The organism is Erysipelothrix sp. P66 (genome assembly GCF_038682365.1).
Classification (GTDB): Bacteria; Bacillota_I; Bacilli_A; order Erysipelotrichales; family Erysipelotrichaceae; genus Erysipelothrix; species Erysipelothrix piscisicarius.
This window is the reverse complement of the sequence record NZ_CP152290.1, coordinates 605,104-627,302: the sequence shown is the minus strand read 5'-3', so window position 1 is coordinate 627,302 and position 22,199 is coordinate 605,104. Positions and strand designations below refer to the sequence as shown.

General features: G+C 35.6%; 26 protein-coding genes. 10 read left to right on the top strand and 16 right to left on the bottom strand.

All coding sequences use genetic code 11. The features are described 5' to 3' along the window. Entirely contained in the window at window positions 1–603 is a 603-nt protein-coding gene (locus tag AAG186_RS03045; RefSeq protein WP_342621970.1) for a hypothetical protein, read from the bottom strand. Between the two features lie 51 nt (window positions 604–654). On the opposite strand from AAG186_RS03045, the gene AAG186_RS03040 reads away from it, so the two are divergent. Next, window positions 655–879 (top strand): hypothetical protein, encoded by a 225-nt coding sequence (locus AAG186_RS03040; RefSeq protein ID WP_342621969.1) that lies wholly within the window; start codon window positions 655–657, stop codon window positions 877–879. Here AAG186_RS03040 and AAG186_RS03035 read toward each other — a convergent pair. The 3 genes from AAG186_RS03035 to AAG186_RS03025 are packed head-to-tail and all read right to left on the bottom strand — an operon-like array spanning window position 869 to window position 1,632. Next, window positions 869–1,123, bottom strand: coding sequence for a hypothetical protein (locus AAG186_RS03035; RefSeq protein ID WP_342621968.1), 255 nt, complete (start codon window positions 1,121–1,123; stop codon window positions 869–871). The two genes, AAG186_RS03040 and AAG186_RS03035, sit on opposite strands and share 11 nt — an antisense overlap. Further along, window positions 1,124–1,375 carry a hypothetical protein gene (locus AAG186_RS03030; RefSeq protein WP_342621967.1) on the bottom strand — a complete coding sequence of 84 codons (252 nt, stop codon included), beginning with the start codon at window positions 1,373–1,375 and terminating at the stop codon, window positions 1,124–1,126. A gap of 53 nt (window positions 1,376–1,428) precedes the next feature. Next, the gene (locus AAG186_RS03025) at window positions 1,429–1,632 is read right to left on the bottom strand and encodes a helix-turn-helix transcriptional regulator (protein WP_174905036.1); all 204 of its coding nucleotides are present in this window, start codon (window positions 1,630–1,632) and stop codon (window positions 1,429–1,431) included. 162 nt (window positions 1,633–1,794) lie between these two features. Here AAG186_RS03025 and AAG186_RS03020 point away from each other — a divergent pair, with 162 nt between their 5' ends. From AAG186_RS03020 to AAG186_RS03010, 3 genes are all read left to right on the top strand, one after another. Beyond that, window positions 1,795–2,208, top strand: coding sequence for a helix-turn-helix domain-containing protein (locus tag AAG186_RS03020; RefSeq protein ID WP_342621966.1), 414 nt, complete (start codon window positions 1,795–1,797; stop codon window positions 2,206–2,208). Between the two features lie 124 nt (window positions 2,209–2,332). Beyond that, window positions 2,333–3,139 (top strand): hypothetical protein, encoded by an 807-nt coding sequence (locus AAG186_RS03015; protein ID WP_342621965.1) that lies wholly within the window; start codon window positions 2,333–2,335, stop codon window positions 3,137–3,139. A gap of 91 nt (window positions 3,140–3,230) precedes the next feature. Next, window positions 3,231–4,442, top strand: coding sequence for a site-specific integrase (locus AAG186_RS03010; RefSeq protein WP_342621964.1), 1,212 nt, complete (start codon window positions 3,231–3,233; stop codon window positions 4,440–4,442). A 415-nt stretch (window positions 4,443–4,857) separates the two neighbouring features. On the opposite strand, the gene AAG186_RS03005 is transcribed toward AAG186_RS03010, so the two are convergent. After that, a complete protein-coding gene (locus tag AAG186_RS03005; protein ID WP_342621963.1) occupies window positions 4,858–5,580 on the bottom strand; it encodes an NYN domain-containing protein in 723 nt (240 codons plus the stop codon). A gap of 594 nt (window positions 5,581–6,174) precedes the next feature. Here AAG186_RS03005 and AAG186_RS03000 point away from each other — a divergent pair. From AAG186_RS03000 to AAG186_RS02985, 4 genes are all read left to right on the top strand, one after another. Next, on the top strand, window positions 6,175–7,101 hold the full coding sequence (locus AAG186_RS03000) for an exonuclease domain-containing protein (protein ID WP_342621962.1): 927 nt from the start codon (window positions 6,175–6,177) through the stop codon (window positions 7,099–7,101). Window positions 7,102–7,314: 213 nt separating this feature from the next. Further along, window positions 7,315–7,821, top strand: coding sequence for a DUF4352 domain-containing protein (locus AAG186_RS02995; RefSeq protein ID WP_342621961.1), 507 nt, complete (start codon window positions 7,315–7,317; stop codon window positions 7,819–7,821). A 261-nt stretch (window positions 7,822–8,082) separates the two neighbouring features. Beyond that, window positions 8,083–8,280 (top strand): hypothetical protein, encoded by a 198-nt coding sequence (locus AAG186_RS02990; protein WP_200542586.1) that lies wholly within the window; start codon window positions 8,083–8,085, stop codon window positions 8,278–8,280. A gap of 93 nt (window positions 8,281–8,373) precedes the next feature. Continuing rightward, window positions 8,374–9,102 (top strand): hypothetical protein, encoded by a 729-nt coding sequence (locus tag AAG186_RS02985; protein ID WP_200542585.1) that lies wholly within the window; start codon window positions 8,374–8,376, stop codon window positions 9,100–9,102. On the opposite strand, the gene AAG186_RS02980 is transcribed toward AAG186_RS02985, so the two are convergent. The 3 genes from AAG186_RS02980 to AAG186_RS02970 form a co-directional block, all read right to left on the bottom strand. Continuing rightward, entirely contained in the window at window positions 9,095–9,661 is a 567-nt protein-coding gene (locus AAG186_RS02980) for a hypothetical protein (RefSeq protein ID WP_342621960.1), read from the bottom strand. The two genes, AAG186_RS02985 and AAG186_RS02980, sit on opposite strands and share 8 nt — an antisense overlap. Window positions 9,662–9,668: 7 nt before the next feature. Continuing rightward, window positions 9,669–10,442, bottom strand: coding sequence for a CPBP family intramembrane glutamic endopeptidase (locus AAG186_RS02975; protein ID WP_342621959.1), 774 nt, complete (start codon window positions 10,440–10,442; stop codon window positions 9,669–9,671). A 110-nt stretch (window positions 10,443–10,552) separates the two neighbouring features. Then, entirely contained in the window at window positions 10,553–10,897 is a 345-nt protein-coding gene (locus AAG186_RS02970; RefSeq protein ID WP_125164661.1) for a GNAT family N-acetyltransferase, read from the bottom strand. Between the two features lie 203 nt (window positions 10,898–11,100). Here AAG186_RS02970 and AAG186_RS02965 point away from each other — a divergent pair, with 203 nt between their 5' ends. Further along, on the top strand, window positions 11,101–11,751 hold the full coding sequence (locus tag AAG186_RS02965) for a YoaK family protein (RefSeq protein ID WP_342621958.1): 651 nt from the start codon (window positions 11,101–11,103) through the stop codon (window positions 11,749–11,751). Between the two features lie 51 nt (window positions 11,752–11,802). On the opposite strand, the gene AAG186_RS02960 is transcribed toward AAG186_RS02965, so the two are convergent. The 8 genes from AAG186_RS02960 to AAG186_RS02925 form a co-directional block, all read right to left on the bottom strand. Then, window positions 11,803–12,273, bottom strand: a complete 471-nt coding sequence (locus AAG186_RS02960; RefSeq protein WP_342621957.1) for an integrase core domain-containing protein — start codon at window positions 12,271–12,273, stop codon at window positions 11,803–11,805. Between the two features lie 104 nt (window positions 12,274–12,377). Further along, on the bottom strand, window positions 12,378–14,933 hold the full coding sequence (locus AAG186_RS02955; protein ID WP_200542713.1) for an AAA family ATPase: 2,556 nt from the start codon (window positions 14,931–14,933) through the stop codon (window positions 12,378–12,380). Window positions 14,934–15,004: 71 nt separating this feature from the next. After that, window positions 15,005–16,117 (bottom strand): molecular chaperone DnaJ, encoded by a 1,113-nt coding sequence (gene dnaJ, locus AAG186_RS02950; RefSeq protein ID WP_342621956.1) that lies wholly within the window; start codon window positions 16,115–16,117, stop codon window positions 15,005–15,007. 23 nt (window positions 16,118–16,140) lie between these two features. Beyond that, the gene (dnaK, locus tag AAG186_RS02945; protein ID WP_161636616.1) at window positions 16,141–17,946 is read right to left on the bottom strand and encodes a molecular chaperone DnaK; all 1,806 of its coding nucleotides are present in this window, start codon (window positions 17,944–17,946) and stop codon (window positions 16,141–16,143) included. A 13-nt stretch (window positions 17,947–17,959) separates the two neighbouring features. Then, window positions 17,960–18,532 (bottom strand): nucleotide exchange factor GrpE, encoded by a 573-nt coding sequence (grpE, locus tag AAG186_RS02940; RefSeq protein WP_161636617.1) that lies wholly within the window; start codon window positions 18,530–18,532, stop codon window positions 17,960–17,962. Then, window positions 18,516–19,547: a heat-inducible transcriptional repressor HrcA gene (gene hrcA, locus AAG186_RS02935; RefSeq protein ID WP_125164666.1), complete on the bottom strand. Its 1,032-nt coding sequence runs from the start codon at window positions 19,545–19,547 to the stop codon at window positions 18,516–18,518. The genes grpE and hrcA overlap by 17 nt, the downstream gene beginning before the upstream one ends. Before the next feature lie 102 nt (window positions 19,548–19,649). Beyond that, entirely contained in the window at window positions 19,650–20,195 is a 546-nt protein-coding gene (rsmD, locus tag AAG186_RS02930) for a 16S rRNA (guanine(966)-N(2))-methyltransferase RsmD (protein WP_342621955.1), read from the bottom strand. Then, on the bottom strand, window positions 20,195–21,451 hold the full coding sequence (locus tag AAG186_RS02925; RefSeq protein ID WP_161636619.1) for an FtsW/RodA/SpoVE family cell cycle protein: 1,257 nt from the start codon (window positions 21,449–21,451) through the stop codon (window positions 20,195–20,197). Before AAG186_RS02925 ends, rsmD begins: the two co-directional genes overlap by 1 nt. A gap of 175 nt (window positions 21,452–21,626) precedes the next feature. Here AAG186_RS02925 and def point away from each other — a divergent pair, with 175 nt between their 5' ends. After that, window positions 21,627–22,199 (top strand): peptide deformylase, encoded by a 573-nt coding sequence (gene def / locus AAG186_RS02920; RefSeq protein ID WP_161636620.1) that lies wholly within the window; start codon window positions 21,627–21,629, stop codon window positions 22,197–22,199.

Sequence of the window (22,199 nt, the reverse complement as noted above, 5' to 3'; positions counted from 1 at the left end):
TCATTCATATATTTTCCCTTCTTTCTTTCCAATGATTGGTTTTTCTGTAAATACATCTATCCTTTGCAGTTCTTCACCATCTACCCCATGACATGCACCACACACATCTAAGACAATTCCTGTTCTTAAGACCCCATTTAATTCATAACTAACAGTTTCATACAGATCGTATGACTTAAATCCTTCCTTTAATCGTTCACACCAGCGAGTTGAATTCGCAGTTGCAAGTACATCTTTACCTTGATACTGATAAATTCCGTCAGATACCGTAAAATCTTCTATCGTTAATCCTGACGCAGTATTGTTTGTTGATTCCCCATCCCAAGTTCCATATTCAGTAATATACACTCTAACGGAAGATACCTCTGCACCAACATTTGAGATATGTTTCATAGTTTCAATTTTGGTTTTATTCTCAATTTGTTGTTTATCTAGTCTCACCATTTCTTGATTGATTAATTGTATTTTTGACTCTAAAACTTTTCGTTCTTTTTTGGCCAATTCAAGAGATTGGACAGTTAAATAAGTTAATGTTAAAATAAAGCCGTAAAGGATTACTTTTCCGGCCAAGGTGAGTGTCCTTTTTTTGTTTTGTTTTTTCACTGATACTTCTCCTTCTTTTGATATCCTTTACTAAGAGAGGGGGTGATTATATTGGCAACTGCAATTATCAGATTTACCAACGGCAGTTCAAAGAAAATTGGTAATATTACGAGTGTAGTCACATATAATCCTAATGCAGGGAAAGTTACTCATGACATAAACGATTATATTGCTAATGATGTACTGACTCCTATTTATGCAATATTGTCTAATGATTCTAAATATGTTATTTACAACAATGAGTCACTTCTTGATATTCAGTTCTTTAATCAATAGTTTTATATTTATCATGAATCCGATAACAGGTTTCTACCACTAGCGAATATAGGTATAAATCATTGACCGATGCACAGTTAGTGTTTTCTATTGCTGTTAATAATGAAGAAAGTATTCTATCATGTAGAGTGCTTTCTTTTTTTAGAACCATTTCTACATGTTCTTTACCTTCTTTTGTTATCACAATTTTATCTTTCTCAATAACTACACGATCATCTGATCCTAATTCAATAATTTGCGTCATCTATTCACTTCCTCTCTTAATCTGATAACACATCAACATCGATTCTAAATTTAACCCTAATACTTGCAGTACAGCCCCTTTCCTTACCCTCTCTGGAAAGATATCCAAGTATCCATTATCTTCATCCCAGTTCTTTGCCTTGATGAAGATATCCTGGGCATCTATTTTGCTTAATGAAAAATATCTTTGAATTGTCGTTACTGCTATATAATCATCAAATAACATTTTTTCTTCATCTGTTCGTTTAGGCATTTACTTCTCCTTTCTAAATTAGTGCTAAGAGATTTATTCCGAATTCGGAACACTCAAGATAAAAAAATATCAATTTTTTGAGAGTTATCTAGTTCTAGAATATTACTAATCTTCTGAACTAAATCAAGACGAGGGCTTACTTTGTTATTAATCACTTCGTTAATATGATTTAGTCCTTTACCTGTCTGATTAGCAAGATCTCTCTGAGAAATATTCATCTCAATCATTCTTGCTTTTAATTTTCTCTCATTGATCATTTGTTCACCTCCATTCCACATATGGAACAAACAAATAATATCATTGAAAAATAATCAAGTCAACCGAATTCGGAACAGAATTTTCACTTTAACTTACACCGTGTTGCAAATACGGAACAATAATTGTATAATTCTAATAGAAGGATCTATGAGGTAAAATGTATGTGTAAAACAATAACAGAAAAAAGAATTCGCGAGCTGATGGAAAAAAATAGTTGGTCATTAGGTGATTTGTCAGAAAAAACAAATATTCCAAAAACAACTTTACATAGATATTTGAATGACTCTAGAATTATACCGCTAGACCGACTAAGCATATTATCCGATACTTTGAATACTACGCCAGAGTATTTATTGGGGTGGGAAATAAACACTGAAGATTCTACTTCAGATAATGATACAGAAACTTTTAGTTTTATATCAGATAAACCAGAATTGTTTGACATATATCGTCAAATTCATGATAGCGAACAACTACAACAGTTATTCAGTATCTCTAAAGACCTATCACCTATTGATTTAGAAACGGTATTGATGGTCGCTAGAGGAATAAAAAAAGAGAGAGGGCAGGATTAGAATCCCTCTTAAAAATATTATTAAAATTATTCAACACTATGATTTTTTCAATGTTGTTTAGTTTACACTTGATAATTTTCGATTTAGTTATATATGCATATCGAATAGATTGGAGAATTCGTAAATGAATAAAATAAGCATAAAATACCTAGAGCAAAGAATGGACATTAAAAAAGAAATGGAAAAGCTTCATGATTTAATTTCCCATAATACAATCGGTAGAAGTATTGTTAGTGGAGGGCAACATACTTTTCTTGAGGATATATTAGAAAATCATTTTGAAGAATTTCCATTATCAGGTACTTCCAGAGATGTTTTCGAATTTTTTGAAGATAGAAATATACATAGGGACCAAGATGACTACTATATATATTTATTAAATTTTTACTCAAATTTCTTAAGTTGGATTACTACAAACAATGAGGTATTTGGAATTAACATAATCGATCATGATAGTATAACCACTATTACAAAACGTATTGATTTAATTTTAGAAACTCAGAATTATAAAAATATCTTAAGTGAATCTATAAATGAATTTGGATTCTATGATGTATATACTGTAAAAAGAGACGAGGATATAGACTCAGTCCTTGAATATATTTCTCCGGACCTACGGCTAGATTTATTATCATATATCGACTTTAGATTCGAAAAAAATATCCAACATAAAGAATCGATAATTGCGAGATTATACAAAGATATTGAAAGTAAGAAAACAACCTTGAACTCTGATTCTTTTAAATCATTATATACAGATACAAAGTTTGCATTGAATATTCCTAGACATCATCGCGAATATACTATGACCGACGAGGAAAAAATTCTATGGTATGATAGATCTTTTCGTATGTATGTACACTTAATTAGATCTCAAGAAATTAAAAAATATCAATCTGAATTAAAAAAACTAGGACCACTTATCAAATAATAAAAATATTAACGGACAGAATAAAATGAAAAAAAATGGCAATTAATTTTATTCTATCAAAAATTATTATCTAATTTGGAGGTGATTACAGATGGCTATTACTGAAATTACTAAAGATAAAAAATATCTTGTTCGTATCTATTTTCGTGATGGAATGGGAAATCCACGTGATCGTAAACGAATTGTCTACGGAACTAGAAAAGATGCAGTTTTAGCTGAAGCACAGCTTTATAACGAACTAGCTATAGGAATAACTTCAAATATGACTTTCAAGAAACTATTTGATGCTTATCATGAGTCAAAACCAAATGTTAAACCCGAAACGTTAAGAAAAGAACGTGAATTATTTACAAAGTATCTCATTCAGATTTCTAATAAAAAAATCGAATATATCACACCTTTTAACTTAATCACTCTTAGAAATAATATTGAAGCAGCTGATGGATCAATAACACAAAAAAATAAAGCCATCTATCTTCTTAAATCGATTTATAAATTTGGTAAGAGAATTTTTGGTATCAATGATATTGCTTCTGATGTAGAAATCATCAAACCTAAAGTTAAGGAAAAATTCACTTATAACACCCTTACTCCTGAGGAATTCCAGGAAATCATTCAGTATGAAAAATTAGAAGTATTTAGACTTCTATATGAAATTTACTTTTGGGCAGGACTTAGACGTGGTGAAGCACTAGCTCTTTTCAAAAAAGATTTGCTTCGTACAAAAGAGTTGGATGTTTATAACTCAATTAATTCTTATCAGGAAGTTGGTCCACCAAAGAACGAGAGTAGTTATAGGAGAGTCAAAATACATGACGACCTCTATAATCGCCTCCTACCGCACGCAAAGAGTAAAGGTAAATTCTTATTAGGCGGAGAAACAAATCTCGCTCCTAACACTGTTAATCGTCGTTTTAGTTCATGTTTGTATAAAGCTAATGTCTCTCGCAGGAAAATTGGCTTAAAAGAAATTCCACATGTTAGAATTCATGATCTGAGACATTCTCACGCTACATTCCTTGCAAGTCAGAATATTCCAATAACTGTAGTAAGTGCACGACTCGGTCATAGTTCAATTTCAGAAACAATGCAAACTTATGTTCATTTATTTAAAGGTGATGATATCAGAGCGCTCGAAGCAATAGATAATTATTTAAATCACGCATCAGATACCGAAATCATTAACTCAACGGGTAACTTCAAACAAGATGTCTTAAATCTTGCGAAGGGTATGTCATTCTTTGAAATAGAGAAGGAATTAAACAGTATAATCACTGATTTAAAGCAATCAATTACGATATAAATTTATGGCCTACAAAAGGCCTACAAACCATGAAAAATAGCGATATTTGATGATACCCTATGATAGCAAAACCCACTAAATAGTGGGTTTCAGACACTGTATGATACAACCAAGACAGTCCTGCTACCCCTGCCAATTATATAAATACAACCACTTTCGAGTGGTTTTTTTGTTTTTCACACACATATTCCTGCCATACATCTGCCATACAAATCTTTTTTTCCATCGTAAAATTAGTAGCTTCAGAATAAACTCTCTTTTAAAGGGACATGATTTGAAGCAAAAAAAAAAGGGTACTGTTTAATTATCTAATTAAACGAACTGGGACTTCTTTTCTATCCTATGTCGCTTAATCCTTATCCTTATGACTACCGAATAAAAAATCCCATATTTGATGTAAGGGATTTTTTATTACCTATTTAACTTTATACTTATATTTGTCATCTACTGTTCTTAAACCATCAATATGTTCAAATAAATTAGGTTTTATAGTTGTACCCATAGGATCTAAGATAAAATCAATCCCTTCTCTTCTTGCTAATTTTGCAGCTGATACAAAATCGCTATCACCAGATATTAAGACAATTTGATCGACTTGTTTTTTATATGACAATGAGGCGATATCTAATCCTATCTTCATATCAACACCTTTTTGTTCGATATTTAAATAGATATCGTTAGCAGTTAACTCAGAAACTTGAATAGAGTTATGCAAGAGTTTCTTAAGTGGTTCACCTTTCAAATGATATCCCATTGATACGCTTGAAATTTCACCCATTCTCAAAGAGAACTTTCTTTTTCTTTTTAGACACTCAAAGAATTCGGTTATCCACGAATAAGTCTCCGATTTTCCTAAATCATCATTCGATTTAGTGAGAGGATTATAGACACTTTTCCTTACAGGTGGACAATCATAGTAGAATATTCGATAAAGTGAGTGGTTATAAATTTCACCCATTATTCTTTCGTTAAGATGTCTCTTACAATATACCTCTAACTCATCTGCCGCATCTTGCGGCGCAATATCTTTAGAAACGGAATTTAATCTTTTTCTAAAAAAGCCCCCATCCACTAATATAGCAGTAATACAATTATCTTGAATGACTGGTCTTCTATTTTTACATTTCTTACGAGTCATACTTACCTCCATAGTAAATAAATAAAGCCATCGGTTCGGACAATCCCTTATCGATGGGAACCTACTTCCAATGGCTTTGATATTGTTATTTTATCATTCTTTTTTTGATAATCAATAACTTCAAATAAAATAACATAATTTTCTTTCATATTATCATGATTACTTTACAGTGATTGATTGTTTACTAGATGAAAAAATTCAATAATTTTAGGTACATACCTTTTTGATTAGCTACATCATTGAAATGATACTTTAATCCTTTGGTCGCAAGTCTTGTAGGTAGTTTTGAACATAATCTGTACCGTGTTTAAATCAATTACCTGCATTAGACGACCATCCATCTTTGCATCTAATTTTTTCTCAACTTCTCAACCATTATTATCTGCCTTTGATATAACATGAACCTATTTTTTATCTCTTGATTTGATAGGTCAACCACGAATTACGAAAACTGACAAGATTAAAGTCACGCTTGGGGAATATAATTATGTTGACTTTGTAATTTTTGCTTATTTATTTAGCTGTGATATTATTGTAGATAGAGTATACGTGTAAAATTTTATTTGTTTTTGCTTTTATTAAAAGGAGGGGAACATGGCGGTTATTCGTAAGAATAAAGGAAATAGCATTTTAGAATTTCGAAAAGATTACACAATTTTAAATGTTTCCACAACAGACTTTGATTATTTCTATGGAAAAATAATTAGAATTCAAGCTAAAAAATATAGAGACTTTAACCTAGTCTCCGAATTTGATCAATTTATCAATCCCGGTGAGTCTATTAACCCATATATTACCCAAATTACAGGAATCACAAATGAGATGGTTCAAGATATGCCTCTCATACATACCATTGCACCAGAATTTCTTAACTATATAGAAGATGACATTATCGTAGGACACAACATAAATTTCGATATTAACTTTTTATATGATTCGTTTATCGATTCAAACATAAATATTTCCAATGATTTCATTGATACACTCAGACTTTCGCGAATCATTGTCCGAGATTTATCAAATCATAAACTGAATACACTCGTCGACTACTTTAACATAGACGATCGTTTTAATCGCACATTCTCAACCGAATATCGAAACAAGATATATCTAGAATTATATAAAACAAATATTCGTGAAAATTCAATAAATAATTATCTTCAAGCGAAAAAGAAAAAGCAATGTAGTAAAAGTACAGATTTCTCATTAATTCGTTCAAAACTCAACAACGAGGATATCGATGACTCTAATCTCTTTTTCGGTAAGCATGTTTGTATCACAGGAAAATTGATCTACTCAACAAAAGCCGAACTCTATCAAGCACTCGCAAATCTTGGTGCGAAAATTCAAAATAACGTCACAAAAGATACTGATTATTTAATTCTTGGCGATCTAAATTACCAACATCAAATATATGGCACAAAATCAATAAAACATTTAAAAGGCGAGAAAATGATAAGAGAAGGTTCTAATTTAGAAATACTCACTGAAGTTAGCACTCGAGAACTCATTAATTCATGACTATAAGGATTATTTTCTAAAAAATTTTAAATAATATTAATCAAAACTTCAAAATGATATGAAATAATTATATCAACGAAGACATCTTTACGAATTGAAACGTTTTACGCATATTTGCGCTTCTTGATAATTTGATAATAAGGTTTTTTTATTTTTAATTTGGTATCAAACGCATAAAAGCAAGATACAAGCCAAAAAAGGAGGAAAAATGGAATGAATAAAATAAAAAAACCATTTTATAAAAAATGGTGGTTTTGGCTGATTGTTATTGTATTTATAGGCGGTATTGGATCACAGTTAGGAAATAGTGACAGGGATAAAAACAATGTTCCTCAAAAGAAAGAATTCTATGAAATTGGAGAGGTTGTTGAGACAGACGAATATACATTCGTCGTTAATTCAGTTAGGGAAATGGAACCCTTTGAATATGCAGCACCTAAAGAAGGTAAAATAATAGTGGCCGTAGATGCAACATTCACCAATAAAACCGACAAAGAAGTACACATCACTGCACTCAATAATGTGATAAAAGATGCAGATGGAAGATCTGCGGATATCTATTTATTCGGAGATAACGATGGTGGACTTGGCGGAAGTGTGATGGCCCACGAAAAACTAAGTGGTGAATCTGCATTTGAAGTAAATCCCGAAGGAGACCTATATTTCTATTTTGAGACTTCAGTTATCGGTGGCGATAAGATTAAAGTTAAGATTAGATAAGCCATTTGAAAATATAATATCTTGAAAGCACCCTCGCATTGTAGTGGGTGCTTTCATTTCTTAATATTCATTAACATTTTATTAAGAATACCTAATTCTTAGTTTCATTTGGGTGGAGCTTGTTATAATTTTGATGTAGCGATGCATGTCTTTCTCCATGAAAATAAGTTATCATCTGTACAATCGTTACAAACAAGACTCAAGTTCTCATACAGGCTCGAGTCTTTTTTTATGTTACAATCCTCTTAGGGGGATGGAAATATGAAACAATCGATCATTAAGCATCAAAAGATGCTTTTAAGTTTTATCGCTTTTATTTTGGGATTATCTTTATCAAGGCTTCCACAAATAATTCGAACAGGCGTTTTTTGGTTTATGCTTGCTTATGGTATTTACGTTATCTATGATGCAATTCAAATTCAGAAAACGATTAAAAATAAATCAAACAAAAAAGCGTGAATCCTCACGTTTTTTCTATTAAAGCATTATGTTATCTTGCGTGAATTTCATAAACCCTTTCCCAAGAATGATATAATAATCATAGGTGATAATATGGAAAACATACGACACGATCTTGAACATCGAGGATATCTCGACTTAAATATCGTGACACAGTGTGCAGACTTAAGTGATGACGCATTGGTAAAACAATTAAATGCGAAAACTGCACAAGAACGCACGGCAGCTGTCCATGTCGGCGCAAGAAGATGGAATTATGAACCCTGGTTTGTTGATTTGCTCTTGAAGCAATTAATGAATGAAAAAGCGCTCTATACACGACTTGAAATATGTCGTGTTTTAGAAGGTGGCAATAATGATGTCGCCGCTGCGATGATGCCCTATCTTGGAGAGATTGGGCACAACCAACATCAAAACATCCCAAAGGCAGTCTCGCGTAAACGAAGCTATCCTTTACCGCGTGATATCATTGCACGTACATTGGGTAATATGAATGCCGCAATTCTATACACAATGATTGATTCCTTAGGTTCGCTCTCACAAAATCAAGTCAGTGAGTTTGTTGATGCTTACGGTTATTTTATTTCAAAGCATCCTCATTTGGCGACACAAGCACACTTAAATGTCATCGAATATCTCATCAATACTTACGCAGATGATGATTTAATTCTTTGGAAATGCATGCAATGTCTTTCAGTATTTCCACTTGATCGTGCGCTCGAAATTTTAAACAGCCAGTACTTAACCTGCGACCATCCGACGATTCAGTCCGAAATTAAACGCAGTATCCATCAAATTTCACGAAAAAGAGAAGCTATTTAGCTTCTCTTTTTGTATAGGGTTCCAGTTGGAAAAAGTAGCGATGTTTATGAGCGTATGCCTCAAGTTGGCAAATCCCTTGATACACCCCTTCATCCGATGCATCTTCCGTTACCGTCTGAAATAGCTCAATCTTTGGATTTTGCTTACGTTCATGAGCCATGGCTTTCTGAAACCAACCTTTGATGCGTTCAGGGGTAGATGTACAGTAAATAATATCCATAATTTGTTCCCGTACCGTTTCGAAATCATCATTTTCTTGCGAGGCGAGCATCTGACCCAGAGTTCGAGCTTTGGTATCATCAATTTCTTGACATAAAAATTTAGTCGAATACCAAAGATGATAAACATCAGACCAAGTACACAATGATGTCTCCTTAACATAATCAATGGTTTTTACACGACGAACCACATCCCATGATTTCAAATTTGATTGTACCGTTTCAGATGTCACAGTAATGCCTTTATGAGGAAAATTCGCAACCCAGATAAAACGATCTGCTTCTTGAACTAAAATCGAATTGGGGATAATCCCTTCTAGTAAATAAATCGGCTCTTTCATGTTTGAATTAGACTGCGAAAATCGCGACTACGCCCAATGTATTCCAAATCATATGTAAATACATTGCAGCTTTGATGCTGTTTGTCTTTTCATAGATATATGCGAAAAATGCTCCCATTCCTGCATAAATTATAAGATTAAACATCATCACCCATTGCCCAGTCACAAGTTCCGTCGTAAGATGCATCAAGCCAAACAAAATCGAGCTTACTACATAGGCTGCAAAGCGGTTTTTATGAATCAACTTGCGGAAAATTAATCCTCGGAAGAGCAGTTCTTCTTTAATTGGACCAGCAACAACCGCAAAAACAAAATACATAGGGAATCCAATCCCTTTCATTGCAATCAGCGCTTCTTGATTAATCGGTTGACTGGATCCACCCAGTGTTTCAATAAGAATTGCCACCAATGGACTTACAATAAAATTCGCAAAAACCATTACTACAAAATAGAAACCGACCTTCCGTAATATGTGTATACGTGTTAATGGATTTGGAAGCGTACGTGCCTCCTTGATTAATGGTAAATTAATCCATAATAAAATTACCGTAGTTAACAACATCATTACAATGGGCGTAAACGCAGTCATGTTTATTTCTTGAACCATTTTCATCTCAATAAACACCCCGACAAATGCATCTGAAAATGTCGATAAAATAAAAATGGAAAGCACACTCCAAAATAATCGTTTTCCTTTTAAAGGGGATTCAATGTCCCCAATCCCAACCTCGTGGTTAACCGTCTCACCGTAGAAAATATCTTCTCTGTAATCCATTGACATACATCCTCCTCAAAATTACTTGCTTTAATTATACCTTAATTTAGCTCATTAATTCATCCTTCATGAACCGACGCTCTTGGAAGCAATAAAAAAATGCACCTAAGGTGCATTTAAGAAACCTGAAAGGCACACTCCGAGGATAAACGCACCTCGTCATTGCATCCGATTAACGTCTTACACATCGCAACCATTTCAGTTGCGTATCCATTCCCTCGAAACGCTTCCTCGACATAAATCATTTGAAGTCGTGCGTGATTCTTATTAAAGGAATCTTTTTGAATGTGCGCAAACCCTGCTGGAAAGCCACAATCATATTTAATAACAAAAACATCTTGATCTGAATTTAGTTGTTCTTGTATTACGGCATGTCGATGTTCGTAAGAACAATCAGTCTCACACATAATGCTTAGATATACCAATTCTTCAAGTTGTTCTGGGGTACCAAGACAAATCATTACGACATCCTCCATAAACCTATCTTATCGTATTCATGGTCATGTGTCATGAAAATTAAATGAGCGTTTATGTAACGGCGCTCACAACCGTAACACCATAACGCGGTCGCGTATCAATGTCAATTATTTCAAGCATTTCTAATAAAAAATATCGTTTTTACGACGGTGCGTGCTATACTAAAAACAGTAAAAAGAGGTGTACTATGAAATCAATCGATCTTCAACACGAGAACAGTCGTTTCGCATATGTTTTTTCATTTATTTCCGGTTATTTAGATGTTTTAGGAATCCTTGCCATTGGTGGTGTATTCCTGTCTTTTATGAGTGGTAACTCAACCCGCTTAGGGATTCATTTGATTAACCAAGAATGGATTGAAGTTCTTCGCTATGTTTTGGTACTCATTTCCTTTGTTCTAGGATCTTTTATCGGTAACCTTTTCTGCACTGGTAGTCATGCGCAATCCATCAAAAAAATTTTAGAACTTGATATCCTCTGTTTGGTCGTCGCTCTGGCGTTTCAATTTACCACCTATCAAACGTGGAGTTTTCCCCTCATAAGTTTTGCGATGGGAATTCAAAACAAGGCCCAAGTTGAAGTTAATAACGCAACAATTGGGAAAGGATTTATGACCGGAGTGCTTTATGGTATTGGTGAAGCGTTTGCGCGCTTTGTACGCAAAGAGACGAGCTGGCATGAAGTATCAACATTAATTCTAACATGGTTCTTATTTTTTTTAGGCGCCATGACGTCAACCTGTCTACTCTGTTTCATCAATGCTACGCTTGCATTAGGATTGATTGTTGGTTTTATATGTTTCATTTATTTTAGTTTTTGTTTCTATCATCAACACTAAAAAGAGCCACCTCGGTGGAGTTGTCAAACAAAAGTAGACATTAATAAAAGACTAGAAACCCTTATCCATTTTATATTGGATAGGGGTTTTGTAATTTAAACAGTAAGCAGGTCTTTCAAAATTAAAATAATGTACATATTCTTCGATAAAATTTTCAAAGTTATCTACAGACCAGTATTGATAATCACACGCCATTTCTGCTTTAATCCATCCATTTAATGATTCGATAATTGGATTATCTGTAGGTGTTCCAGATCGCGACATAGATCTAATTATATTATAATTTTCATGCGCTTTAGCGAAAGCTTTAGAGTAGTAGACAGCTCCTTGATCTGTGTGAAGAATCGTGGGAGCTGTTTTTTTATTATCCTTAAGTAGCTCAAAGAGATCCTCGAGACACTTGTAGTAAGGCTTAGGATCACCAGTTGTACGCGATAATGCAGAACTTATAATTTCATTGTTAAAGGTATCAACCATTAAAGTCCATTTATTATTTAATCCACCTTTGGGTCTTCCCATCATTAATACCTCCGTTTTATCTTTGATTTTATTATTACACAAAAAAAGTAGACAAGTCTTTTTTACTTGTCTACTTTTAGTTTACTACTCCACCGAGGTTGCTCTTTTTAATTTAAGCTTTTATGAGGCCCAAGAATATGAATTTCAAACTCATGATCATGTGCATCAATTTCAAGGATGCTGTTATCTTCCACATCCTTTTCAATAAGAAGGTATGCAATTTTGGTTTCAATTTCACGTTGTATAAAACGCTTCATTGGTCGTGCACCATAGGTTACATCGCTACCTTCCGCAACAATTAAATCAATTGCCTTGTCTGTAACACTTAATTTAAGGTTACGTCTTCCAATACGGACCGCAAGCTCATCAATGAACTTACGAGCAACATCATGAAGCACTGCATCGTTTAGGGCATTAAAGACAATGATTTCATCAATACGATTGATAAACTCAGGTTTAAAATGTGCTTGGACCGCTTGCATGTATTGTTTATCTCTACTTGCTTGATCCGATTCAAAAGCAAACTGACTTCCAAGATTCGAGGTCATAATGATGATTGTATTTTTAAAATCAACCGTTACCCCTTTACTATCCGTAATGTGTCCATCGTCCAGAATTTGAAGGAGTACATTAAACACATCCGGATGTGCTTTTTCAATCTCATCCAAAAGCACGATTGAATACGGATGACGACGTACTTGTTCCGTCAATTGTCCACCTTGTTCGTAACCAACATATCCAGGAGGGGCACCAATAAGTCTTGATACGCTGTGTTTTTCCATATACTCGCTCATATCGATACGAATAATTCGGTTTTTATCGTCGAAAAGCTGTTGGGCTAAAACACGAGCAACTTCTGTCTTCCCAACACCTGTTGGACCCAAGAACATAAATGAACCTAAAGGTCTATTCTCATCTTGTATTTGTGCCTTCGAGCGAAGAATTGCATCTGTAACTGTTTGAAGGGCTTCATCTTGTCCTTTAACATACATTTCCAACTCATGTTTAAGGTTCAAGAGTTTTTCACGCTCGGAAGCTACAAGTTTTGTGATATCAATTTGTGTCCAACGCGATACGATTTCAGCAATCAACGCTTCATCAACTACTTCTTGAATCATGCTTCCAGAATTTTCGTTATCATTGCTTTCTTGAATTTGACGTTCAAGGGCAGGAATGGTTTCGTATTGTAGACGTGCAGCTTCTTCATAACGCGCTTCATTTTGTGCTTTCTCAAAGTCTAAACGTGCACGTTCTAAAGCCTCTTTCGCATCTTTAACCCCATCAACTTGTGCTTTTTCTTTTTCCCATCGTGCATAAAGATCTTGATAGGTCTCTTTGAGGTTGCTGAGTTCTTCTACAATCTCATCACGACGTTCAAGCGTCTTCGCATCAGTTTCTTTTTTTAGGGCAGCTTCTTCAATTTCAAGTTGGCGTATTTTCCGTGTTAATTCATCCAATTCTTCTGGCATCGATTCCATTTCGACGCGAATGGAAGCACATGCTTCATCAATCAAGTCGATGGCTTTATCCGGCAAGAAGCGATCTGTAATATATCGATCCGATAATTTCGCAGCCGCTACAATGGATTCATCCAAAATTTTAACACCATGATGCGATTCAAAGCGATCTTTAAGACCTCTTAATATGGAAATGGTGTCATCTACTGAAGGTTCACTTACAGATACACGTTGGAAACGACGTTCAAGTGCGGCATCCTTTTCAATGTGTTGGCGGTACTCATTATACGTTGTCGCACCAATTAGGTGGAGTTCACCACGGGCTAACATCGGTTTTAATAAGTTTGCGGCATCCATGGATCCTTCTGTTTTACCTGCACCTACAAGATTATGAATTTCATCAATAAATAGAATGATGTTTCCATCTGCTTGTTCTACTTCTTCGAGAACCGCCTTCAATCGCTCCTCAAATTCACCGCGGTATTTTGCGCCGGCAATCAAAGAGCCCATATCCAACTCGATGAGTTGTTTGTTTTTCAAGCTAAAAGGCACATCACCACGCATAATACGCCATGCAAGTCCTTCAGCAATCGCAGTCTTACCAACACCCGGTTCTCCAATTAGAATTGGGTTGTTTTTGGTTTTACGTGATAGAATTTGGATTACTCTTCGAATCTCATCATCACGCCCGATAATAGGGTCAATCTTACCATCACGAACATCCTTCACCAAATCACGTCCGTATTTTAACAAGGCATCAATTTGATTTTCAGCTTGGGGTGAATCCATGACTCTTCCGGACCGATGACTGAGAATTGAAGCCTCGATTGTGCGGGTATCCACAAGATTACGATATGCACTTACAGCTTCCAAAATTCCCAGAAAAAGGGCAAATAGGGAAATATAGGTATCCCCTTGTTTCGTTGACCATGCTTGAGCTTTCGCAAAAACATGTGTGATTTCTTGGTCCATGGTCAATTGTGCACCTTGCACCTTTGGAAGTTTATCCAACCGTTCATCGGCAGATTGAAGAAGTTTCGACTTATTCGTTCCTGTCTCTTCCAAAATTAAATCGAGATCACCTGAATTCAAAAGTGCTTTCATCAAGTGGGCTGACGACACGGCACTGTGTTGCATTTGTGTCGCATAGTTCACAGCTTCCATTAAAGCTGCTTGAGCTTTTTCAGTTAAATTTTCGTAGTTCATGCAATTCACCTCCGTTTTAGCAATTAACTACTTAGAGTGCTAATATTTAATTTAAAGAAAAGTGACGTGTGTCACTTGAACGCTTTTTTAAAGCGGTCAAAGACACTATCACCTTTTACTTCTGTTTCTTTTAACGCTTCTAAATGTTCACGTTGTTGACGTGATAATTTAGTTGGAACTTCTAATTTAACTTCAACATATTGGTCTCCCATACGTCCTGATCGAAGGTCTTTAACCCCTTTTTCACGAAGTCTAAATTTAGTATTAGGTTGTGTACCTGCAGGTATTGTTAATTTTACATCACCATGCACAGTTGGTACTTCAATCTCCGTACCCAATGTGGCATCGATTACTGATAAAGGAATGTTAATATGGATGTCATTCCCATCACGTCTGAAGTGCTTATGTGTTCCAACTACAATCTCGATAAAGAGATCGCCGTTTGGTCCACCATTGGCGCCGCGCTCACCCTTACCAGAAACACGTAATTGTTGTCCGGTAACGATGCCCGCAGGAATTTTAATATCCACTTCGACACGCTTTGTATTATATCCTTTACCATGACATTCGCCACAGCGTTTTGTAATTGTTTTACCAGTACCACCACAGTCTGGACATGTTGCTTGAGATTGGAACACACCAAAAGGTGTACGTTGTTGCGTTACCGTTTGACCCGTTCCACCACAACGTGAACATGTCTTGATATCATCTTTGCTGTGTGCACCCGAACCATGACACGATGTACATTCTTCATCGACATTTAAAGTCACGGATTTGTTGGCACCAAACACAGCCTCCATAAAGTCAATTCGCATACTCATAAAGCGATCTTGACCCTTCATAGGTCCATTAGGATTACGACGTTGGCCTCCGCCTCCGCCGCCGAAGAATGAACTAAAGATATCACCGAAATCATCAAATCCACCGCTAAAGCCGCCTCCAAACCCGCCGGCTCCTTGATCAAAGGCAGCATGGCCAAACTGATCATAGTTCGCACGTTTTTGAGAATCACTAAGGACTTCATAGGCTTCTTGGACTTCTTTAAATTTAGCTTCAGTACCATCCTCTTTGTTAATATCAGGATGGTACTTCTTCGCTAACTGGCGATAGGCTTTCTTAATTTCTGCATCTGTGGCAGATTTACTTACTCCAAGTATTTCATAAAAATCTCTTTTATCTGCCATATCTACCTCCGAAAGTTTTTAAACTAGTTTTTTTCTTCAAATTCAGCGTCAACAACTGTTTCATCACTTGACGAAGCATCTGCTTCAGCTTGACCTGCTTGTTGTTCATACATTGCTTGTGACATTGCTTGAGCGGCTTGTTCTAATTGATCAAGTTTTTCTTTTAATGTTTCAAAATCATTGTTATCCATTGCTGTTTGCAATTCATCACGTAATTTTGTAACTTCTTCTTTTTGAGCATCATCCACAGGTGAATCTTCACTTGCTAAGGACTCATCAATTTGATGAATGAATTGTTCTGCACGGTTTTTAAGCTCTGCTTCTTCTTTTAATCGTAAATCTTCGGAAGCATTTTCTTCAGCTTCTCGAACCATGCGTTCGATTTCTTCATCACTTAATCCTGAGCTGTTTGAAATTGTAATGGATTGTTTTTTGTTTGTTCCCTTATCCATTGCTGAAACGTTTACGATACCATTTACGTCAATATCGAATGTAACTTCAATTTGAGGAATACCTCGTTTTGCAGGAGCAATACCATCTAATTTAAATAAACCCAGTGATTTATTGTCTTTAGCCATTGGACGTTCACCTTGTAAGACGTTAATGTCTACAGCGGGTTGATTATCTGCTGCTGTTGAGAATACTTGTGATTTTGATGTTGGGATTGTTGTATTACGTTCAATAAGAACGGTCATCACACCACCCATTGTTTCAATACCTAATGATAATGGTGTAACGTCAAGAAGTAACACATCTTTAACATCTCCTGAAATAACACCACCTTGAATTGCGGCACCCATTGCAACAACTTCATCAGGGTTAACAGATTTATTTGGTTCTTTTCCTAATTCATTTTTAACAGCTTCAACCACAGCTGGAATACGTGTTGATCCACCAACAAGCAATACTTGATGAATATCATTTTTAGTAAGTCCAGCATCTTTTAGTGCTTGACGAACTGGAACCATTGTACGTTCAACAAGGCTCTTTGTCATTTCTTCAAACTTAGCACGTGATAATGTTGTTTCCAAGTGTAATGGACCATTTTCGCCTGCTGAGATAAATGGTAATGAAATTGAAGCATTTACAGTTGAAGATAAATCTTTCTTCGCTTTTTCTGCTGCTTCTTTTAGACGTTGCATAGCCATTTTATCGGATGATAAATCAATACCATTTTCTTTTTTGAAAATATCGACTAAATAATCAACAACGATGTGGTCAAAGTCATCTCCACCTAATTTGTTATCTCCAGCAGTTGATAATACTTCAAATGTACCATCTGCTAATTCAAGAATGGAAACGTCGAAAGTACCACCACCAAGGTCAAATACTAATACTTTTTCTTCATCTTTATCTGTTTTATCGATTCCAAATGCAAGCGCAGCCGCAGTTGGTTCGTTAATAATACGTTCTACTTCTAAACCTGCAATCTTACCAGCATCTTTTGTTGCTTGACGTTGTGCGTCATTAAAGTATGCAGGTACGGTAATTACAGCCTTTGTAACTTTTTCACCAAGATAATCTTCTGCATAGCTCTTCATATAGCCTAAGATCATTGCTGAGATTTCTTCTGGTGTATACTCTTTTCCTTCAAGTGTAACTTTTTCGCCTGTACCAATTAAACGTTTAACTGATACTGCGGAGTTAGGGTTTGTTACAACTTGACGTTTCGCTGCATCCCCAACAATACGCTCACCATTTTTAAAGCTGACTACAGAAGGTGTTGTACGATTTCCTTCTGGGTTTGTAATTACTTTTGCTTCTCCACCGTCCATTACGGAAACAGCTGAGTTTGTTGTTCCTAAATCAATACCAATAACTTTACTCATAATATATATCCTCCTATTGACTCACTTTTACAAGACTCGCACGTAGAATGCGATCTTTTAACATATATCCTTTTTGGAATTCTTCAATAACTATATTGGATTCAACACCCTCTTTTTCCTCTGTCATCATTGCTTGATGAATATTTGGATCAAAGGGTTGGTTCAATGCATTAATCGGTTCAACACCTTCTGCTTTAAGCGATGCCATTAACTGATCGTAAATCATTTGTACACCATCTCGTAAAGCCTCATCAGTTGTTTCTTGTTTTAATGCACGTTCCAAATTATCTAACACAGGCAACACATCTGCTGCAAATCCTTGAATACGGTATTTGCGCAGTTGATCATGCTCGCGTTGCAGACGTTTTTTTAAATTTTCTGTATCTGCTAACATTTTAAAATAGTCGTTTTTTAACGTTTCAATTTCTTTTCGTAAGGCTTCATTCTCATCAATTGCTTCATCATTTTCAGAAGTATCATTTACTGAGTCTGAAGTTTCAATTTCTTCGCTGTTTGTTGATTCAAGTACTGTTTCATCTTGAACTTCTTCATGCAATTCTTCAGCGGTTTTATTCGTCTTGCTCATCATTGCCACCTTTCCCATACACCGTTTCGATCATCTCCGAAACATAATCCATCAACGAGACAACGCGACTGTATTCCATTCGACTTGGTCCCACAATCATCAACTTATGCTCATGATTATCGAGTAAATTAAACGAACTGGATACAACGGCCATATCATCAACCCAAACAATTTCACTTTGATCGCCTTTTTTAAGACTCAAGTGATTTTGTCCTGTGGATAAGTTACGCCACATTTCACTGTTTTCGAGCATATCCATCATTTCACGAAGTTTCTCTATGTTTGAGAATTCTGGCTGGTATAACATATTTCGTTCACCGCTTAAATAGACTTCGTCTTGAGCAAATTTAATAAATGCTCCTACAAACGCTTCAAAGAGTACCTCATATTTTTCAATTCGTCTTGATAAAATTGGTCTTAAACTTTCCATCTTATCAACAACTTCTGAAAGTGCTGTACCTTTTAATCGTTCATTTAATATTGAAGTACACGCCTCAAGGTCATTCACATCGACTTTACTATCAAAATTAAAAATTCGATGCTCTGCATGCCCTGACTCTGTAACGAACACGGCCATTGCATTAAATTCGCTCAATGGAATTAATTGAACACTTTTCAGTGTTTCATTCATCGCACTGGGACCTAATACAACCGTGGTTAGATTCGTCATCTGTGATAAAATATCACAGCTTTGTCGAATCGCTTCATCAATACCGAGTCGTCGATCGGAGAAAATTTGAGCAATCGCGGTTTCAATCCCGTAATTCTCTTCTTCATCCATGAGGTGTTCTACATAGAATCGATACCCTTTTGTTGAAGGAATGCGTCCACTGGACGTATGTGTCTTTTCCAGTAGTCCTATTTTTTCTAAATCTGACATCTCATTTCGTATTGTCGCAGACGAGTATGATAAGTTATATTTATCGATTAACGTCTTCGAACCCACTGGTTCAGCAGTGTTAATAAACTCTTTAACAATCGCCTTAAATATCTCTATTTTTCGTGGCGTCAACATATTATTCTCGCCTCCTAAACACTCTATTCTTTGTGTCTAGTATTATTCTACACCACGAGTTTAGCACTGTCAACCTTTAAGTGCTAAAAAATAAAAAAGGACCTAATTGTCCTTTTTGTAGTATCGTACTTTACTTATACAATAATCCTTAACGCAGTCTAGATAAAACCCGTCAATCACATCCGGCAAATCATAGTTCTTATCCGTCTCACAAATTATTAAGCCATCCTCTGCAACCAAATTACGCTTAATAATGATTTTGATAATTTCAAGGGTATGTTCGTATCGATATGGAGGGTCAAGGAAAACAAACTCGAAAGATCCAGATACCGTCTCCAATAATTTCATTGAGTCGCCTTTTTTAAGTTGGACACATCCTTCAAGATCAAAAGTCTTGATGTTATCTCGAATAACGTTATAAGCACGCACATCTTTCTCAAAAACAACTGCATGTTCGATGCCTCGACTGATTGATTCAAGAGCCATAGCTCCCGATCCCCCAAAGACATCTAACATTTTTCCTTCATTAAAAAATGGCCCAATCCGATTAAAGATTGCTGCGCGAACTTTATCGGTCGTCGGGCGCGTTGTATCTCCCTTTAACGTCTTAATTGGTCGCGAACCAAATGTTCCTGCTACAACTCTCATTACACTACCTCTGTTAAGCGTTTCAAATTCTCTTTGCGTTTCATTTCTTCTTGTTTTATGCGTAATTGATCTTTACGTTTGATATTAATAATTCCCATTTCATAACGTGAAATGACATTTTGTGTTAACCCGATCGCCAACATAATCGCCATACGACTGGATCCCCCTTTAGAGATAAACAGAAGTGGTACTCCAGTTAACGGAATCAACGCGGTAATACCTCCGATATTAAAGATAAAGTGAATCATGATATAAGCAACAGTACCCATTAAGATAACTTTATCCGATTCTTGTTTCACTTTGAACGAATACTTAACGAGTTGATACAACATCGTACCATATCCAATTACAATAATTGAGAATCCAATCATGCCTAATTCTTCGATTGTGACAGCGAGAATAAAGTCAGTATGCGCTTCAGGAAGATACCCATATTTGATTAGACTATTTCCATAACCCATCCCAAACATTCCACCTTTAAACATTGCAACCATTCCATTAAAGATTTGGTAGCCACTACCATAGCGGTCCAAGAATGGATTTGAGGACGTTTTAAAACGACCAATCATATAAGGTGGGATATTTAATTTTTCAATAAGACTAATACCAAATGAGGAATCTAAAAAGATCAGTCCAACAATTCCCACACCTGCTAGGATGAACATCCACTTTTGTAATCGCGTTAGTTTATCATGAGATGGAATTAATACACAGATATAAGCAATTCCAAGAATAACAACCGCCGACCCAAGGTCATGCTGTGCTTTCACAACAAAAAGGAAAATCGCAAGAATAATAAAGAACGGCTTCTTTACTAAATCAAATGTGCTTGCCTTCGTCCGTTTATTTCGATCTGCGAGAAACGTCGCAATGGTTAAAATTCCGAAAATCTTTGCAAACTCACTGGGCTGAATGGTCATAATTTTAAGATTAATCCAAGCTTTTGCACCATTAATGGCCGGGAAAACGAGCGTAATCCCCAAAAGACCCACCATTAAGAGTAATATTTTGGCGTAATTCTTTCGAAAATAATTAAGCGAAAATCGCCGCGCAACCATAACCATCATAATATAGGATACAATTACAAAAACAAGCTCCTTAACTCCGACTAAGACTAATGACTTGGCTGTACTTCCTGATGTCATACTTCCGGAGATAACCATAAGGACCCCAAAGATATTTAATATTAACGCTGCTGCATGAATTGGGCGGTTATAGCCCATTGGCATTTTAAGTGATATTTTTCTTTTCTTCATGGCTTTATTCTATCATAGATATAATGAAAAATAAGCGAAAGCCTTTCAAAAAGAGTAAAAATACGATAAACTATGCTTAAAGAGTTTGAATAGACCCACATATAATTCATACTTAAATATTATAATATATGTAGTGTATATTATTTATTTTTATCATGGAATAGAGGAATTTTAAATGCACGATATAAATATGGACACAATTGTCCTAGATCCAAACCCAGTTCTGCGTCAAAAATGCGAACCGGTGTCTTTTCCTTTGTCGGAAGAAGACCGTAATACACTTGAAAACATGTTGCAATATGTTCGTGATTCAAGGGATCCTGAACTTGCTGAAAAGTATAATTTGCAACCAGCAAATGGCATTGCCGCACCTCAAATTGGTGTTGCGAAACAAATGACAGCCCTTGTTGTTGATCTTGAAGATAAGCATGGCAATGTCAAAACCGTTGAATATGCCTTAGTGAATCCTAAGATTGTTTCTCACTCAGTAAAACAATGTGCGCTCAGTTATGGTGAAGGGTGCTTATCCATTCGGAAAGATTATCCTGGCCTCGTACGTCGTAGTCAACGCATCAAAGTTTTAGCGTACGATATGATTACAGACCAACGTATTGAGATTGTCGCAAAAGACATCTTAGCAATTGTTTTACAACATGAAATTGATCATTTAAATGGTGTGCTCTTTTACGATCACATTGATTCAAAGGACCCATGGATGGCTGAAAAAGGACTTAAAATCATAGAATAG

Coding starts and splice junctions, on each gene's coding strand:
- AAG186_RS03035 (WP_342621968.1), bottom strand. CDS start 1,123: ATGACGCAAATTATTGAATTAGGATCAGATGATCGTGTAGTTATTGAG.
- AAG186_RS03030 (WP_342621967.1), bottom strand. CDS start 1,375: ATGCCTAAACGAACAGATGAAGAAAAAATGTTATTTGATGATTATATA.
- AAG186_RS03025 (WP_174905036.1), bottom strand. CDS start 1,632: ATGATCAATGAGAGAAAATTAAAAGCAAGAATGATTGAGATGAATATT.
- AAG186_RS03020 (WP_342621966.1), top strand. CDS start 1,795: ATGTGTAAAACAATAACAGAAAAAAGAATTCGCGAGCTGATGGAAAAA.
- AAG186_RS03015 (WP_342621965.1), top strand. CDS start 2,333: ATGAATAAAATAAGCATAAAATACCTAGAGCAAAGAATGGACATTAAA.
- AAG186_RS03010 (WP_342621964.1), top strand. CDS start 3,231: ATGGCTATTACTGAAATTACTAAAGATAAAAAATATCTTGTTCGTATC.
- AAG186_RS03005 (WP_342621963.1), bottom strand. CDS start 5,580: ATGACTCGTAAGAAATGTAAAAATAGAAGACCAGTCATTCAAGATAAT.
- AAG186_RS03000 (WP_342621962.1), top strand. CDS start 6,175: ATGGCGGTTATTCGTAAGAATAAAGGAAATAGCATTTTAGAATTTCGA.
- AAG186_RS02995 (WP_342621961.1), top strand. CDS start 7,315: ATGAATAAAATAAAAAAACCATTTTATAAAAAATGGTGGTTTTGGCTG.
- AAG186_RS02990 (WP_200542586.1), top strand. CDS start 8,083: ATGAAACAATCGATCATTAAGCATCAAAAGATGCTTTTAAGTTTTATC.
- AAG186_RS02985 (WP_200542585.1), top strand. CDS start 8,374: ATGGAAAACATACGACACGATCTTGAACATCGAGGATATCTCGACTTA.
- AAG186_RS02980 (WP_342621960.1), bottom strand. CDS start 9,661: ATGAAAGAGCCGATTTATTTACTAGAAGGGATTATCCCCAATTCGATT.
- AAG186_RS02975 (WP_342621959.1), bottom strand. CDS start 10,442: ATGTCAATGGATTACAGAGAAGATATTTTCTACGGTGAGACGGTTAAC.
- AAG186_RS02970 (WP_125164661.1), bottom strand. CDS start 10,897: ATGATTTGTCTTGGTACCCCAGAACAACTTGAAGAATTGGTATATCTA.
- AAG186_RS02965 (WP_342621958.1), top strand. CDS start 11,101: ATGAAATCAATCGATCTTCAACACGAGAACAGTCGTTTCGCATATGTT.
- AAG186_RS02960 (WP_342621957.1), bottom strand. CDS start 12,273: ATGATGGGAAGACCCAAAGGTGGATTAAATAATAAATGGACTTTAATG.
- AAG186_RS02955 (WP_200542713.1), bottom strand. CDS start 14,933: ATGAACTACGAAAATTTAACTGAAAAAGCTCAAGCAGCTTTAATGGAA.
- dnaJ (WP_342621956.1), bottom strand. CDS start 16,117: ATGGCAGATAAAAGAGATTTTTATGAAATACTTGGAGTAAGTAAATCT.
- dnaK (WP_161636616.1), bottom strand. CDS start 17,946: ATGAGTAAAGTTATTGGTATTGATTTAGGAACAACAAACTCAGCTGTT.
- grpE (WP_161636617.1), bottom strand. CDS start 18,532: ATGAGCAAGACGAATAAAACCGCTGAAGAATTGCATGAAGAAGTTCAA.
- hrcA (WP_125164666.1), bottom strand. CDS start 19,547: ATGTTGACGCCACGAAAAATAGAGATATTTAAGGCGATTGTTAAAGAG.
- rsmD (WP_342621955.1), bottom strand. CDS start 20,195: ATGAGAGTTGTAGCAGGAACATTTGGTTCGCGACCAATTAAGACGTTA.
- AAG186_RS02925 (WP_161636619.1), bottom strand. CDS start 21,451: ATGAAGAAAAGAAAAATATCACTTAAAATGCCAATGGGCTATAACCGC.
- def (WP_161636620.1), top strand. CDS start 21,627: ATGCACGATATAAATATGGACACAATTGTCCTAGATCCAAACCCAGTT.